The sequence below is a fragment of the Streptomyces sp. NPDC001843 genome (assembly GCF_042891955.1).
Classification (GTDB): Bacteria; Actinomycetota; Actinomycetes; order Streptomycetales; family Streptomycetaceae; genus Streptomyces.
In genome coordinates, this window is record NZ_JBIATQ010000001.1 from 355342 (window position 1) to 369193 (window position 13852).

16 protein-coding genes and 1 pseudogene are annotated in these 13852 nt (G+C 69.4%); 7 read left to right on the top strand and 10 right to left on the bottom strand.

Annotated elements, in window-relative coordinates; all coding sequences use genetic code 11:
• Nucleotides 1-44: 44 nt before the first annotated feature.
• Entirely contained in the window at nt 45-401 is a 357-nt protein-coding gene (gene erpA, locus ACFYZQ_RS01645; protein ID WP_388788385.1) for an iron-sulfur cluster insertion protein ErpA, read from the bottom strand.
• Nucleotides 402-665: 264 nt separating this feature from the next.
• On the opposite strand from erpA, the gene nadA reads away from it, so the two are divergent.
• Nucleotides 666-1850 (top strand): quinolinate synthase NadA, encoded by a 1185-nt coding sequence (nadA, locus tag ACFYZQ_RS01650; protein WP_389140485.1) that lies wholly within the window; start codon nt 666-668, stop codon nt 1848-1850.
• 460 nt (nt 1851-2310) lie between these two features.
• On the opposite strand, the pseudogene ACFYZQ_RS01655 reads toward nadA, so the two are convergent.
• Nucleotides 2311-2487: pseudogene (locus ACFYZQ_RS01655) on the bottom strand (cysteine hydrolase); the annotation flags it as partial.
• Between the two features lie 83 nt (nt 2488-2570).
• A complete protein-coding gene (locus ACFYZQ_RS01660) occupies nt 2571-2714 on the bottom strand; it encodes a hypothetical protein (protein ID WP_389140487.1) in 144 nt (47 codons plus the stop codon).
• 358 nt (nt 2715-3072) lie between these two features.
• Here ACFYZQ_RS01660 and ACFYZQ_RS01665 point away from each other — a divergent pair, with 358 nt between their 5' ends.
• Complete coding sequence (locus ACFYZQ_RS01665; protein ID WP_389140489.1) at nt 3073-5004, top strand: hypothetical protein; 1932 nt, start codon at nt 3073-3075, stop codon at nt 5002-5004.
• A 72-nt stretch (nt 5005-5076) separates the two neighbouring features.
• On the opposite strand, the gene ACFYZQ_RS01670 is transcribed toward ACFYZQ_RS01665, so the two are convergent.
• Nucleotides 5077-5673 carry a hypothetical protein gene (locus ACFYZQ_RS01670; protein WP_389140491.1) on the bottom strand — a complete coding sequence of 199 codons (597 nt, stop codon included), beginning with the start codon at nt 5671-5673 and terminating at the stop codon, nt 5077-5079.
• A 289-nt stretch (nt 5674-5962) separates the two neighbouring features.
• On the bottom strand, nt 5963-6259 hold the full coding sequence (locus ACFYZQ_RS01675) for a hypothetical protein (protein ID WP_389140493.1): 297 nt from the start codon (nt 6257-6259) through the stop codon (nt 5963-5965).
• Between the two features lie 124 nt (nt 6260-6383).
• On the opposite strand from ACFYZQ_RS01675, the gene ACFYZQ_RS01680 reads away from it, so the two are divergent.
• Together ACFYZQ_RS01680 and ACFYZQ_RS01685 are read left to right on the top strand one after the other, a co-directional pair.
• Entirely contained in the window at nt 6384-7229 is an 846-nt protein-coding gene (locus ACFYZQ_RS01680) for a Scr1 family TA system antitoxin-like transcriptional regulator (RefSeq protein WP_389140495.1), read from the top strand.
• Nucleotides 7208-7405, top strand: coding sequence for a DUF397 domain-containing protein (locus ACFYZQ_RS01685; protein ID WP_389140497.1), 198 nt, complete (start codon nt 7208-7210; stop codon nt 7403-7405). The genes ACFYZQ_RS01680 and ACFYZQ_RS01685 overlap by 22 nt, the downstream gene beginning before the upstream one ends.
• A gap of 19 nt (nt 7406-7424) precedes the next feature.
• Here the strand turns inward: ACFYZQ_RS01685 and ACFYZQ_RS01690 are convergent, their stop codons facing one another.
• The 4 genes from ACFYZQ_RS01690 to ACFYZQ_RS01705 are packed head-to-tail and all read right to left on the bottom strand — an operon-like array spanning nt 7425 to nt 10479.
• Entirely contained in the window at nt 7425-8102 is a 678-nt protein-coding gene (locus tag ACFYZQ_RS01690) for a response regulator (RefSeq protein WP_389140499.1), read from the bottom strand.
• On the bottom strand, nt 8099-9322 hold the full coding sequence (locus ACFYZQ_RS01695) for a sensor histidine kinase (RefSeq protein WP_389140501.1): 1224 nt from the start codon (nt 9320-9322) through the stop codon (nt 8099-8101). Before ACFYZQ_RS01695 ends, ACFYZQ_RS01690 begins: the two co-directional genes overlap by 4 nt.
• 43 nt (nt 9323-9365) lie before the next feature.
• Nucleotides 9366-9644: a hypothetical protein gene (locus tag ACFYZQ_RS01700; RefSeq protein ID WP_389141839.1), complete on the bottom strand. Its 279-nt coding sequence runs from the start codon at nt 9642-9644 to the stop codon at nt 9366-9368.
• A 43-nt stretch (nt 9645-9687) separates the two neighbouring features.
• The gene (locus ACFYZQ_RS01705; protein ID WP_389140503.1) at nt 9688-10479 is read right to left on the bottom strand and encodes a PspA/IM30 family protein; all 792 of its coding nucleotides are present in this window, start codon (nt 10477-10479) and stop codon (nt 9688-9690) included.
• 286 nt (nt 10480-10765) lie between these two features.
• On the opposite strand from ACFYZQ_RS01705, the gene ACFYZQ_RS01710 reads away from it, so the two are divergent.
• From ACFYZQ_RS01710 to ACFYZQ_RS01720, 3 genes are all read left to right on the top strand, one after another.
• Nucleotides 10766-11362 carry a DUF3043 domain-containing protein gene (locus tag ACFYZQ_RS01710; RefSeq protein ID WP_389140505.1) on the top strand — a complete coding sequence of 199 codons (597 nt, stop codon included), beginning with the start codon at nt 10766-10768 and terminating at the stop codon, nt 11360-11362.
• Nucleotides 11363-11442: 80 nt separating this feature from the next.
• Nucleotides 11443-12147, top strand: a complete 705-nt coding sequence (locus ACFYZQ_RS01715; protein ID WP_389141840.1) for a class I SAM-dependent methyltransferase — start codon at nt 11443-11445, stop codon at nt 12145-12147.
• Between the two features lie 297 nt (nt 12148-12444).
• Nucleotides 12445-13500 carry a S1C family serine protease gene (locus ACFYZQ_RS01720; RefSeq protein WP_389140507.1) on the top strand — a complete coding sequence of 352 codons (1056 nt, stop codon included), beginning with the start codon at nt 12445-12447 and terminating at the stop codon, nt 13498-13500.
• 52 nt (nt 13501-13552) lie between these two features.
• Here ACFYZQ_RS01720 and ACFYZQ_RS01725 read toward each other — a convergent pair whose 3' ends face one another.
• Entirely contained in the window at nt 13553-13765 is a 213-nt protein-coding gene (locus ACFYZQ_RS01725) for a hypothetical protein (protein ID WP_388788357.1), read from the bottom strand.
• Nucleotides 13766-13852: the final 87 nt, after the last annotated feature.

The window sequence follows — 13852 nt, forward strand, 5'->3', positions numbered from 1 at the left end:
AGGGGCCGCCGCCTTCATGTCGTGCGGGTCGTACGTCGCTCGGCTCAGCTGAAGGAGTCGCCGCAGGCGCAGGAGCCCGTCGCGTTCGGGTTGTCGATCGTGAAGCCCTGCTTCTCGATCGTGTCCACGAAGTCGATGGTGGCACCGCCCAGGTACGGCGCGCTCATGCGGTCGGTGACGACCTTGACCCCGTCGAAGTCCTTCTCGACGTCACCGTCGAGCGAACGCTCGTCGAAGAAGAGCTGGTAACGCAGGCCGGAGCAGCCGCCGGGCTGGACGGCGACGCGGAGGGCGAGGTCGTCACGGCCTTCCTGGTCGAGCAGGGCCTTGACCTTCGCCGCGGCGGCGTCGGTCAGGACGATGCCGTCGGTGACGGTGCTGGTCTCGTCCGATACGGACATCTACATCTCTCCCGGGTTGTACGGAGACTGCTTGCCGACGGTTCCAACCGGCGGGGCCGCGGATTCATTCCGGGCCGAGCTGTTTGTCTTGTCGTTCCCTCCTCATGCTCGCACATGCGGTTCGCAGCGGAAAACGCCTCACCGGCCGCCTCACCGGGATTCACGTCACATCGACGCGATGACCATCGTCAAAGTGACGTGAAGCGGGTTATGATAGATAGCGTCAATTCGACGAAAAGTGGAAAAGTAGAAAGGGTGCGTGTCGTGACCACCGCCCAAACCCCGGAGCTCGACGTACAGCCGTCGCCGCTCGCCCTGCTGCTGCTCGGCCGTGAGGCCGACCCGAAGAGCGAGCGGGGAGTCGAGTGCCCCGGCGACCTGCCCTCGCCGTCCGACCCCGACCTGGTCGAGCGCGCCCGCGCGGCCAAGGAGAAGCTCGGCGACAAGGTCTTCGTGCTCGGCCACCATTACCAGCGCGACGAGGTCATCCAGTTCGCGGACGTCACGGGCGACTCCTTCAAGCTGGCCCGGGACGCGGCCGCGCGCCCGGAGGCCGAGTACATCGTCTTCTGCGGTGTGCACTTCATGGCCGAGTCCGCGGACATCCTGACGTCCGACGCCCAGAAGGTCGTCCTGCCGGACCTCGCCGCCGGCTGTTCCATGGCCGACATGGCGACCGCCGAGCAGGTCGCTGAGTGCTGGGACGTGCTCACCGAGGCCGGCATCGCCGAGCAGGTCGTGCCCGTCTCGTACATGAACTCCTCCGCGGACATCAAGGCGTTCACCGGCAAGCACGGCGGCACGATCTGCACGTCGTCGAACGCGAAGCGGGCGCTTGACTGGGCCTTCGAGCAGGGCGAGAAGGTCCTGTTCCTCCCGGACCAGCACCTCGGCCGCAACACCGCCGTCCGCGACATGGGCATGTCCCTGGACGACTGCGTGGTCTACAACCCGCACAAGCCGAACGGCGGCCTGACCGCCGACGAGCTGCGCTCCGCCAAGATGATCCTGTGGCGCGGCCACTGCTCGGTCCACGGCCGCTTCAGCCTCGACTCGGTCAACGACGTGCGCGAGCGCATCCCCGGGGTGAACGTCCTGGTCCACCCGGAGTGCAAGCACGAGGTCGTCGCCGCCGCGGACTACGTCGGCTCGACGGAGTACATCATCAAGGCCCTGGAGGCCGCCCCGGCCGGCTCCAAGTGGGCCATCGGCACGGAGCTCAACCTGGTCCGCCGCCTGGCGAACCGTTTCGCGCCGGAGGGCAAGGAGATCGTCTTCCTCGACAAGACGGTCTGCTTCTGCTCCACCATGAACCGCATCGACCTCCCCCACCTCGTCTGGACCCTGGAGTCCCTCGCCGAGGGCAACCTCGTCAACCGCATCGAGGTCGACAAGGAGACGGAGACCTTCGCGAAGCTGGCGCTGGAGCGGATGCTGGCGCTGCCGTAGTCGCTCACAAAGGTGAGCGACCGTCGCGCTGATGCCAGTCGGTCCCCTGCCGGAAGAGGGCCGGCGCATGAGGTCCGTGCCTTGCCAGCGGCAGGAGTCGACAGATCGAGGCGGTCCCCGGTGGGCAAGTGCATCAGTCGTACCCGTGCGCGGGTGCGGCTGATCGGCCGCAGGCCAGGAATGCCGCGCCGGCCGGGGTCTTCGTGGTGAAAGGGCAGAAAGGGGTAGAAGCCGGCTGGCGATGCGGCAGGCCGTGTTGGTGTGGGTTCCGGATGGCCCGGCTGGCGCAGATGGAGTTCAGATAGCCGCTGATGCCGGCCATCGCGGTCTTTCGCCCGCTACCTCGGCATCCATCGCGGTGGCTCCTTCGCTCCCGACCGCCGCCCTTCGGTGTGCGGTGATCGAGCGAGCAGCGTGCCTGGGGCCCGCCGCAGGCGAGGACCCGGACAGCCTTCCGCTATTACGGTGCGCTGGCTTTGATCCAATCCTCGACGGCGACCACATCTGCCCACCGCGGGACCGGCTTTTCGGTGAGCATCCGGTGCACCTCGGCGTCGGTGTCGACAAAGGCATCCGCCAGGACGGCGAGGCCGAAGTCCATGTCGATGGCACGCCACAGGGTGGACAGCACCACAGCGCCCCGCATCCCGGCACCCCGTCTGTGAGGGTGCCTCCGTACGTCCCGGCTGCGCCGAGTGGTGGCAGCTGAGTGGTGACCGGTCAGGCGCACAGGATCGCGCAGCAGTAGGCGCAGTCCTTGTCGCAAGCCGGGGCCCAGGCCGCCCTCTCCGTGTGCGCCGACTGCCGCAGTTCGATACGCGCCGCCAGCACCGAGTACCTGACCGGGTGTCGGACGGGCTTCATCGGCAGCTTCGCCGCCATCCGCTGCGGGCAGGCACCGTGTCACTTCACCAGCGTTGTCCGGCTTCTGCCGAACCCGCCGTTCTCGTCCTCAGGCTCCCCTCAACGACCTTCACGGGATCGCCGCAACATCCGAGCAACCGTGTCCCAGGTCACGTCTGCTAACTCCCATTAAGGGTGAACGCCCCAGTAGCGAAGCCTTGTTGAGTGAACACGGCGGACCGTAGGAAGAACCAGGCGCGACATATCTGACCGTCCAGCCCTGCCCCCTGGCATACGCGGGCAGGGTCAGAAGGGACACGTCTTGTTAGGTAGATCCAGAAGAAAGCGCACGGTTTCACACATAGCCATCGGGGCGGCCATGCTGCTGCTCATGGGGGCCGGCGCGGCGAGTGCGGCCGACACGGGCCGCGCTTCGGGGCCGGACCCGAACGCGGCGCCTTCCAGCCGTCCCGCTGCGGGGCGCGAAACGAAGTCGGTTGCTGCTGCCGACTCCCGCCCGGTATCGGGCAAGAATCCGACGGCCGCGCCGTCGAAGAGGAAGGACGCTGCCGGGTTCCAGCAGGTCATCTCGCAGAAGGTGCAGCTGAAGAACACGGTGACCGACGCCGACGGTGACAAGTCCACGCTGACCTTCGAGGTGTGGACGGCGGATGCGGCAGGCAAGCCGAAGACGAAGGTGAAGCTCAACGACTCCGAGTACGGCGTGATCGTCTCCCCTTACGTGGCGTCAGGGTCGACCGTCACGGTGGACGTGCCGGCGGGCAAGCTGTCCATGAACACGAACTACGTCTTCCACACGTCCGCGTTCGACGGCAGCCTGTACGAGACGAGCTGGTCACCGTGGGCGCCGTTCCGAGTGGAGTTGCCCGTCGACCTGACGCTGCCCACCCCCGACTACACAGCGCCGGACCCCAGCGTGACGGTCATGAAGCCGACGGGAGTGCAGACGAGGCCACTCGGGAGCTCGGGGACGCCGCTGGTAGGCAAGTCCCCGAAGGCCGTCGAGCAGTGCAGCCCTGTCAACAGTGACGGACGGCAGGCGTGTTTCGGTACGCCGATCCCCAGGGACGAGGCTCCCAAGAAGGTCGCCAAGTCGATGGCTACCGCTCAGGAGAACGTCCCCTGGTGCAACACGGATTTCCCCAGCGTCCTTGCGACACGCAAGGACGAATGTGATGTGCGGGCCGTGCCCGTTGTGATCCGCACCGACGGCGTACCCGACGCCATCGCCTACTTCACGTTCCTGCGGCTGATCGAACTCGACGGAGCCAACAGCTTCACCGAGCACCTCACCATCGAACCGGCACAGCAGATTCCGCTGGACTTCGCCGAGATCGACCTGAAGATCGCCGAGCACCTGTGCCAGGGATCGTGCACGCCGGTCGAGCCCGGCCCCGACGCCTGGACCGAGAAGACATGGTGGACGCCTGGCGATATGCACTCGACGTCGCTGACGACGCCGTACACGTGGGACGCGTCAGTCTCCGGTCAGCAGTACCTGTACAAGCCTGATGTGAAGATCGACGCGGACATTCTGCCGTCCGACGGGAAAATCCGCCCGTTCCAGACCGGCTACCAGTGGTCGAAGGGCTACAGCGCCTCCACCGCCGACCTGGACCAGATCCGCTGCGACACCACGAATGCCGGACCCGGCACCGGTTGCGTGTTCGTCAACTCCGCACCGACGTACGCCTTCAACGCCAAGGCGTTCCCGCAGGCCGCCGCGCACGCGTGGCTGATCCAGACGTACACGCCCAAGCACCCGGGTTCTCTCTCCGCGCTCAAGCCGCTGTACTACATGGGCGACGAGGCGCAGAACAGCCGCAGCCGCAATCGGATCTGCCCCACCGGATGGGCCAAGGAGAACGGTGACGCCAGCGCCCTGGTCGACGCGGCCGACGCCCTGAACTGCGACGAGTTCGCGTTCGCGTCGTCGTACAACAGCGGGGGCATGTCGACGGCCGAGGGCGGCCTGAACCCTGCCCTGCTGCCCGGTGGTACCACCCCCACCGGCGCTGCGTGCATCGGCACCTACGCCAAGAAGCTGGGATCGGCCGTGCACCTGTTCAGCCTCAACGGCACCGACCCGACGTTCAAGGAGGTGTGCGGCCGGTCGGCCATCTCCGGCATGCACAACCAGGAATCCATGGGTAACCACTTCGCGAGCTTCATGCGCGAGATGCGGATCATGGACAAGGACGCGTACTGGCTGGACACCCGCATGACCCCGGGCAACACCTGCCTGTACGGCAGCGCAACACCCGTCATCTGCAAGCTGACGGCGCAGTAGCAGTCGTTGCACCCGGCAGGCACCGGCCCCCTCCCCCCCCCAACATGAGTGGCGGCCGGTGCCTGCTTGCCGTCACACCATGGGCAGCAGGAGCCCGGGAAGGTCACCGGCCTGAACGGCCTCCTGATCGATGACCAGGCCGCAATAATCGCCGACAGCGGTGAACACCGCCGCAGGCAGCCGGGGCCCGTGCTCCTCGTAGTACGCCACCACGGCGGCTTCCCCGACGTCGCCGATGGCCGGGAACACCGCGCCCGCCGCCTGGAGCGCCCCGTCCAGCCCGGAGGCCTCCCCGGTGTCCTCTCCGAATTCGGCCTGCCGGGCGCGCCCGTCACCTGGCACATGAATGATCCTCGGCGGCGGGCTCCAACGATTCATCGTCACGCAGACGATCTCCTCGTCCGGGCTCGGCCGCATCGACTCCACCTTTCGAAATCCGGTGTACCAGGTCGCCATGCCCCAGTCCTCCAGTACGTACACCCACTCCCCGTATGTGCCGTACATGGCGCGGTTCGCGTCAGGTGACTGATCACCTCGGCGTCTGGCCGGCACGGTGATGTCCCTGCATGGTGTGCGAGCGACCAGCTCGTCGAAATCGGCGCCCAGCGCGATGAGGAACTCATCCGCGTCCACGCCGCGGGCGCAGGTGAGCGATATCCCGCCGCGCATCCCAGGCAAAGCAGCGGATCTGTCGGTGGTGCTGTGTGCGCCAATCCAGGCGATCCCGTTAGACATACGCATCACACTACTGACCGGCATCGTGCGGGCCCGGCGTATCCGCTGCAGTGGGCACCCGCTGTATCGCGCGCCCTCTCGCCACGGCGGCAGCTGATGCGGACCCCGAGACCCGCAACCGCCTCGTCTCCGAACTGGTCACCCTCAGCACGCGCCACGGCCAGCAGCACATGGCGCACTGGATGCGGCTCATCCAGGCCCTCGCCCAACCGCGACCTGACCGTCAGCGCTCCGGCAGCCGAGCGCCCCGGCATTCCGCGATCCGCAGAGCGTCCTGCAACGCCTCGGCGAGCCGTACTCCCGCGAAGCGCAACTCCCGTGGCCCGGCGTTCGCTTCGGCGAGCAGTGGCTTGGCCTTCCGCAGCACAACCGCGGCCGAGGCGAGCAACTGGGCCTCCAGTTCGTCGGCCATCACCGAGAGCCGGCTGCCGGGGTCGTCCGTGCTGAGGTAACAGGGCGCACCCTCCGGTGTGGTCCAGGGCAGCAACCGCAGTGTTTTGCCGTATCCGTCCCGCATCATCGCGTCGACTCCTCCATGATTACCGTGTGCTTCACCATGGTCACTCTGTGATGCGGCAGCTCAACAGCGGCTCGTCGTCCCAGCGTTGAGAACGGGACGAACGATGACAAGGAAGGCGCGACCCATGACATTCCGGCCCCAGGCCCTGACCCCGTACCTGTCCGCCCGCCACTACTTCGGCGCCGAGCAGCGCCGGCATCGCGAGGTCGCGGGCCTGTCGCTCGTACAACTCGCCGGCATCGTGAACTCCAGCAAGAGCACGCTCGCCCGGATCGAGACGGCGGAGTTGATGCCGCCCCCGGACCTGCCGGACCGGCTGGACGTCGCGTTCGGGTCGGACAGGCACTTCCACGGGCTGTACCAACTGGCCAAGCGCGAGGCGCATCCGGACCAATACCGGCGCTACATGGACTTCGAAGGGCAGGCCAAGGTCATCGAGCAGTACGGGGCCCAGGCGCTGCCCGGTCTACTGCAGACCGAGGCATACGCACGGGCCTTGCTGCGCTGTCAGCAGGATCTAAGTGAAGAGCAGGTCGAGGAGCGAGTCACAGCCCGGATGTCGAGGCAGGAGAGGCAGCGCTCGGCCGAGCCCCCGCTCCGGTGGGCGATCATCGACGAGTCCGTTCTCCGACGCCCGGTAGGCGGACGGGAATGCATGTACGAGCAACTGGCCTTGCTACTCGACCAGGCGGATACTGCGGACAGTAAGGTGCAGGTCATGCCGTTCAGCGCGGGTCCGCACTCGCTGATGGGCGGAGCGTTGACCCTGCTGACACTGCCCGGCGGCTCAACGGTGGCTTACGAAGAGGGCATTGACGCCGGTCACCTCTACGAGGACGCGGAAGCGGCAAGCAAGTGGCGGCGGCAGTATGAAGTACTGCGTGCCAACGCTCTCTCGCTGCCCGAGTCAGTGCAGCTGATCCATAAGGCGATGGAGGACTACAGAACATGCGACACAGCGCCGAACTGAGTTCCGCCCGTTGGCGCAAGAGCAGCTACAGCAACACCAACGGCGGCGAATGCGTCGAGATCACCGACGACTTCCCCAGCATCGTCCCCGTCCGCGACAGCAAAACCCCCCGCGGCCCCGTACTCGTCGTCCCAGCCCCCGCCTGGGACGCCTTCGTCAGCGCCCTCAAGCGGTAGCAGAACCCGAAGGGGCCCGTCAGTCCCCCCTCGGCCGCACCAGCCCCGACTCGTAAGCGATCACCACGAGTTGCGCCCGGTCCCGCGCACCCAGCTTGGCCATCGCTCGGTTCACGTGGGTCTTCACGGTCAGCGGGCTGACCTCCAGCCGCTCGGCGATCTCGTCGTTGGAGTGGCCGCCGGCGACCTGCACCAGCACCTCCCGCTCTCGTCCGGTCAATGCCGCGAGGCGTTCCGCGCGAGCCGGGTCGCCGTCGCCCGCGTCGCCCTGGGCGAGGAAGCGGGTGATGAGGCCCTTGGTGGCCGTCGGGGAGAGCAGGGCCTCTCCCCCGGCGGCGATCCGGATGGCGTTCAGGAGTTCCTCCGGTTCCGAGCCCTTGCCGAGGAAGCCCGACGCTCCGGCCCGCAGGGCCTGCACCACGTAGTCGTCGACCTCGAAGGTCGTGAGGATGACCACGCGGACGTCGGCGAGCCTGGGGTCCGCGCTGATCAGCCGGGTGGCCGCCAGGCCGTCCGTGCCCGGCATGCGGATGTCCATGAGGACGACGTCGGCCCGGTGCTCCGTCGCCAGCCGCACGGCCTCCGCGCCGTCCGACGCCTCACCCACCACCTCCATGTCCGGCTCGGAGTCGACGAGCACCCGGAAGGCGCTGCGCAGCAGTGCCTGGTCGTCGGCGAGCAGGACACGGATGGTCATGCGGGATCTCCCGGTGCGGCGGTGGGCGTCTTGATCGGCAGGATGGCATGGACGCGGAAACCGACCCCGAAGCGGGGGCCGGTGGTGAGGGTGCCGCGCAGGGCGGTGACGCGTTCGCGCATGCCGAGCAGGCCGTGGCCACCGCCCGAAGCAACCGGCTCGTTCCCACCGGGCCGGCCGTCGTCCAGCACCGTGACCTCGATGTTCGGGCCCACGCGGACCACGCTGACCTCGGCCTTGGCGTCGGGTCCCGCGTGTTTCTGCACGTTGGTGAGGGCCTCCTGGATGATCCGGTACGCGGCCAGGTCGACGGCGGCCGGGAGTTCGGTGCCCTGGTCGGCGCGAGCGACCTCGACCCGGAGACCGGCGTTGCGGAAGGTGTCGGCGAGGTCTTCGAGGCCGCCCAGGCCGGGGGCGGGCTCGGTGGGGGCCTCCGGGTCGCCGGACTGGCGGAGCAGGCCGACGGTGGCGCGGAGTTCGTTCAGTGCGGAGCGGCTGGCCTCGCGGACGTGGGCGAGGGCTTCCTTGGCCTGGTCGGGGCGCTTGTCCATGACGTGGGCGACGACCCCGGCCTGGACGTTGACCAGGGCGATGTGGTGGGCGACGACATCGTGCAGGTCACGGGCTATGCGCAGGCGTTCCTCGGCGACCCGGCGGCGGGCCTCCTCCTCGCGGGTGCGCTCGGCCCGCTCGGCGCGCTCACGGATGGCCTGCACGACCGCGCGCCGGCTGCGGACGGCGTCCCCGGCGGTGGCTCCGATGCCGGTCCAGGCGAGGATGGCGAGGTTCTCCTGCGCGTACCAGGGCAGGGGGCCGGCGAGCATGGCGGCGCCGGTCAGCACGGTCATGGTGAGCAGGCCGGCGCGCCAGGTGGTGGCGCGGTCGGTGGTCGAGGCGACGGTGTAGAGGGCGACGACGGCGGACATGGCCACCGGGGCGCGGGGGTCGCCGGTGACGCACTCGATCAGGGAGACGGTGCCGGTGACGGCGAGGACCGTCTTGGGGACGCTGCGACGGAGGACGAGCGCACCCGCACCCACGGTGATGAGCAGCAGACTGAGCGGGTCGGGGCGGTGCACGCCCCAGTCGACGCCGTTCTCGCCCTGCGGGGTCACGAAGGACCCGACCACCATGCACACCAGCACGCCCGCCGCCAGCGCCGCGTCCAGGGCGAGGGGGTGCGCCTGCAGGCGGCAACGGGCGCGGTCGAGGGTGCTCACAGGTGCACAGTACGTTCCTGGGGGCTGTGCCCCCCAGCCCCTGTCAACCCGGAATCAGACCGTCGTCGCTCAGCAGTTCCCTGACCTCCTCCAGCGTCGCGTCGGGCGACGGCAGGATGAGGTCGGAGGGATCCAGGGAGTCGTCCGGGACGGGCTCGCCCAGGTCCCGGACCTTGGTCAGGAGGGCGTGGAGGGTGCGGCGGAAGCCGGGGCCGTCGCCGTTCTCCATCTCGGCCAGCAGCTCGTCGTCCAGCGTGTTCAGCTCGGTGAGGTGGCTGTCCGCCAGCCTCACCTGCCCCTCACCCATGATCCGTACGATCATGTCGGCCATGTCGCCCTCCAGGCTGTGGCTCTCCGCGCTCGGGCTACTGCTTGTCGAAGCGCGGGGTGTCCTGCGGCTGCTGCTGGGACTGCCCCTGGCCGGTGCCGCCCTCGATCGCCTGCTGGGGCGAGCCTCCGGCGAGTTCGGCCTTCATGCGCTGCAGTTCCAGCTCTACATCCGTACCACCGGAGATCCGGTCCAGCTCGGCCTGGAGATCGTCCTTGGCCGTGCCGGTGGGGTCGTCGAGGGCGCCGGAGGCGAGGAGCTCGTCGATGGCGCCGGCCCGGGCCTGGAGCTGCTGCGTCTTGTCCTCGGCGCGCTGGATGGCCAGGCCGACGTCGCCCATCTCCTCGGAGATGCCGGTGAAGGCCTCGCCGATCCGGGTCTGGGCCTGGGCGGCGGTGTAGGTGGCCTTGATGGTCTCCTTCTTCGTACGGAAGGCGTCGACCTTGGCCTGCAGCCGCTGGGCCGCGAGGGTGAGCTTCTCCTCCTCGCCCTGCAGGGTGGAGTGCTGCGTCTCCAGGTCCGTCACCTGCTGCTGGAGCGCGGCCCGGCGGGACAGGGCCTCGCGGGCCAGGTCCTCGCGGCCGAGCGCGAGCGCCTTGCGGCCCTGGTCCTCCAGCTTGCTCGACTGGGACTGGAGCTGGTTCAGCTGGAGTTCCAGACGCTTGCGCGAGGTGGCCACGTCGGCGACGCCGCGGCGGACCTTCTGCAGCAGCTCCAGCTGCTTCTGGTACGAGTAATCGAGGGTCTCGCGCGGGTCCTCGGCCCTGTCAAGGGCCTTGTTCGCCTTCGCGCGGAAGATCATCCCCATACGCTTCATGACACCGCTCATGGGCTTCGCGCGCCCCCTTCTGACGGACTCCAGCTCACAGATCCTGCTGCAAGACCCACAGTACGGGCCCTGCATCCATTACCGCACTGTTCGGGGACGGATGCGCTCATCCCCAAGGACGACTGCGGTCCGGCCTGCTCCGGCGTAGGGAGTAGGTGGGTCCCGGGGGTGCCCCGAGCGAACCGTCTGCAACGTCCCCTGTGTCCCCTTGGAGACGAATGGTGTTGCCCAATCGTTCCCGGCCGGGCTGGGGCTCACTCCCCTCCACCCCGTACCCTTGGGTTTTGTGTTCCGTAGCCGTGCCAAGGATGAGAAGGTCCCCGCCGACAAGGCGGTGCTGACCGACTCCAATCAGCCCCGTGACCCGCAGGCCAAGAAGGGCCGGCCCACGCCGAAGCGCAGTGAGGCCCAGGCCCAGCGCCGCAGCTTCGCCAGCACTCCGACGAACCGCAAGGACGCCGCCAAGCGGCAGCGTGAGGAGCGCCGCGCCCAGCTGGAGCGGCAGCGCCAGGCGCTGGCGAGCGGCGACGAGCGGTACCTGCCGGCCCGTGACAAGGGCCCGGTCCGCCGGTTCGCCCGCGACTGGGTCGACTCGCGGTTCAACATGGCGGAGTTCTTCCTGCCGCTGGCCGTGGTCATCCTGGTGCTGAGCGTGGTCCGGGTGCCCGCGCTGCAGAGCATCGCGCTGCTGCTGTGGCTGGTCGTGATCGTCCTGATCGTGCTCGACTCGGCCCTCAGCGGCTTCCGGCTGCGGGGGCGGCTGGCCGAGCGCTTCCCGGACCAGAACAGGAAGGGCGCGGTGGCCTACGCCCTCATGCGCTCCCTCCAGATGCGTCGGCTCCGGCTGCCCAAGCCGCAGGTCAAGCGCGGAGAGCGGCCCTGAGCGCGGACGCTTTCGAGGGGGGTGCGGCCGAGGCCTGGCTCAGCGAACTGGGCGGGCTCCGGGACGTCGTCCGGCAGGAGCTGGTCGCCCGGCAGCTCGACGAGCAGATAGCCGGGCGGTTCCCGGTCGGGCAGCGGCTGCGGGTGCTCGACGTCGGGATGGGCCAGGGCACGCAGGCGCTGCGGCTGGCCCGGGCCGGGCACAAGGTGACCGGTGTCGAGCAGGACGCGACGATGATCGCGGCGGCGCGTGAGGCGCTGTCCGGTCAGCCGGAGGGGATCCGCGACCGGATGCGGATCGTCCAGGGCGACGGGCGGGACACCGGCGTGCACTTCCTGCCGGGCAGTTTCGACGTGGTGCTGTGCCACGGGGTGCTGATGTACGTCGAGGAGCCCGATCCCCTGGTGGCCGGGCTGGCCCGGATGCTGGCCCCGGGCGGGCTGCTGTCGCTGCTGGTGCGCAACGGCGACGCGCTGGCCATGCGGCCAGGGCTGTCCGGTGACTGGGCGGGCGCGCTGGCCGCGTTCGACACGACCGCCTACCGGAACCGCCTCGGCCTCGACGTACGCGCGGACCGGCTCGCCACCCTGACGGCCACACTCGCCGGGATTGGGGCTCCGCTGCACACCTGGTACGGCGTGCGGGTCTTCACGGACACGGCACCGGACGGCGCGGAACTCCCGGCCGACCTGGACACCCTGCTGGCCGCCGAGGAGCGCGCCGGCCGAACCGACCCGTACCGGGGAGTCGCGGCGCTCCTGCACCTGTGCGGGGTACGGGGCTGAGGCTTGCCGCCGCGCCCGCCGCCGGCGGGGCGGTGGGCGCGGGTGCGGGCGCCAGGAGAGGCTGGGCGCGGAGTTTCTCGCCCCCGCCCCTACCCGTCCCGTCCCCAGGGGCTCCGCCCCTTCGACCCCGCCAGGGGGCTCCGCCCCTGAACCCCGCTGGGGGCTGCGCCCCCAGACCCCGCTTCGGCCTGAACGGCCTCGTCCTCAAACGCCGGACGGGCTGAGTGAGGCCGGGGCAGGTGCTCGTTCGGGTGAGTTCGGCGGGCCGGGTGATCAGTCCCTGGGGAGACTCGGGGCATGAATGCCTCGCGTGCTCGGATCGTCGGCGCCCTCCTGGCGCTCGCGCTCTGCACGGCGTTCGGCTCCGGCTGTTCCGCACCGGAGGCGTCGGCCGGGAAGGAGGAGGCCGCCGCCGCGGTCGCCGCGCCGGGGGCCGACCTGCAGAGCGCGTATCTGAAGGTGATCAAGGACGTGCTGCCGTCGGTGGTGCAGATCCGGGCGAGCGGCTCCCTCGGCTCCGGCGTGGTGTACGACGGCGACGGACACATCGTCACCAACGCCCATGTCGTCGGCGACGACAAGACGTTCAGGGTGACCACCGCCAACAGTCAGGACCCGCTGACCGCGTCCCTGGTGTACTCCTACCCGGAGCAGGACCTCGCGGTCATCAAGCTGGACGGGGTTCCGGGCGGGCTGAAGGCCGCGCGGTTCGGGGACTCCGAGAAGGTGCAGGTCGGACAGATCGTCCTGGCCATGGGCTCGCCGCTCGGACTGTCGTCCAGCGTGACGCAGGGCATCGTGTCGGCGACCGGACGGACCGTCAGCGAGGGGAGCGGGGGCGGGGGCACGGGCGCCACCATCGGAAACATGGTGCAGACGTCCGCGGCCATCAACCCGGGCAACAGCGGCGGGGCGCTGGTCGATCTGAGCGGGCAGGTCATCGGCATTCCCACGCTCGCCGCCGCCGATCCGGACCTCGGGGGCAGCGCGGCGCCCGGAATCGGGTTCGCGATCCCCGCGTCCATGGTGCGCACCGTCGCCGACCAGATCGTGAGGAACGGCAGGGTGACGGACTCCGGCCGGGCCGCGCTCGGCATCACCGGCCGGACCGTCCTCAACAGCTCGTTCCGGCCCGCGGGTGTGGCCGTGGTCGAGGTGCGGGGCGGGAGCCCGGCCGACCGGGCGGGTATCCGGCCCGGTGACGTCATCACCAGGCTGGGCGACACCGACATCACCACGATCACCTCGCTGTCCGAGGCACTGGCGGCGGACCGGCCGGGGCAGCGGATGCCGGTGGCCTTCGTCCGCGACGGCGGTCAGCGGACCGTGTACGTGACGCTGGGCGAGCAGTGAGCGGAGAAGAGGGCGGGTGAGTACCTGCCGCGGTACTCCCCGCCCCCGCGGGTCAGGACTCCTCGGCGTGCAGGCTCATCGGGCCGTAGATCTCCGTGGTGTCCTCGAACAGCCGTACCTGGTCCGCGCCGCCCTCGAGCAGGGCCTTGTAGTGCTCACCGACCCAGGACTCGGCATCGCCCTGGGTGGTGAACTCCTCCGGCTGCACCGCGGGCTGGACCTCCGTCCCGTCGGCCTTCTCGAACCGCCACGTCCAAGCCACCATGTACGCCTCCCTGGTGCGACCACGTGCAGAGCGAAAGCCGGATCTTGGTCCGGCTTCTGCCACGAGCCTAACCGGACGCGCAAGACC

Coding starts and splice junctions, on each gene's coding strand:
- erpA (WP_388788385.1), bottom strand. CDS start 401: ATGTCCGTATCGGACGAGACCAGCACCGTCACCGACGGCATCGTCCTG.
- ACFYZQ_RS01660 (WP_389140487.1), bottom strand. CDS start 2,714: ATGAAGCCCGTCCGACACCCGGTCAGGTACTCGGTGCTGGCGGCGCGT.
- ACFYZQ_RS01665 (WP_389140489.1), top strand. CDS start 3,073: ATGCTGCTGCTCATGGGGGCCGGCGCGGCGAGTGCGGCCGACACGGGC.
- ACFYZQ_RS01670 (WP_389140491.1), bottom strand. CDS start 5,673: ATGCGCGGCGGGATATCGCTCACCTGCGCCCGCGGCGTGGACGCGGAT.
- ACFYZQ_RS01675 (WP_389140493.1), bottom strand. CDS start 6,259: ATGATGCGGGACGGATACGGCAAAACACTGCGGTTGCTGCCCTGGACC.
- ACFYZQ_RS01680 (WP_389140495.1), top strand. CDS start 6,384: ATGACATTCCGGCCCCAGGCCCTGACCCCGTACCTGTCCGCCCGCCAC.
- ACFYZQ_RS01685 (WP_389140497.1), top strand. CDS start 7,208: ATGCGACACAGCGCCGAACTGAGTTCCGCCCGTTGGCGCAAGAGCAGC.
- ACFYZQ_RS01690 (WP_389140499.1), bottom strand. CDS start 8,102: ATGACCATCCGTGTCCTGCTCGCCGACGACCAGGCACTGCTGCGCAGC.
- ACFYZQ_RS01700 (WP_389141839.1), bottom strand. CDS start 9,644: ATGATCGTACGGATCATGGGTGAGGGGCAGGTGAGGCTGGCGGACAGC.
- ACFYZQ_RS01705 (WP_389140503.1), bottom strand. CDS start 10,479: ATGAGCGGTGTCATGAAGCGTATGGGGATGATCTTCCGCGCGAAGGCG.
- ACFYZQ_RS01720 (WP_389140507.1), top strand. CDS start 12,445: ATGAATGCCTCGCGTGCTCGGATCGTCGGCGCCCTCCTGGCGCTCGCG.
- ACFYZQ_RS01725 (WP_388788357.1), bottom strand. CDS start 13,765: ATGGTGGCTTGGACGTGGCGGTTCGAGAAGGCCGACGGGACGGAGGTC.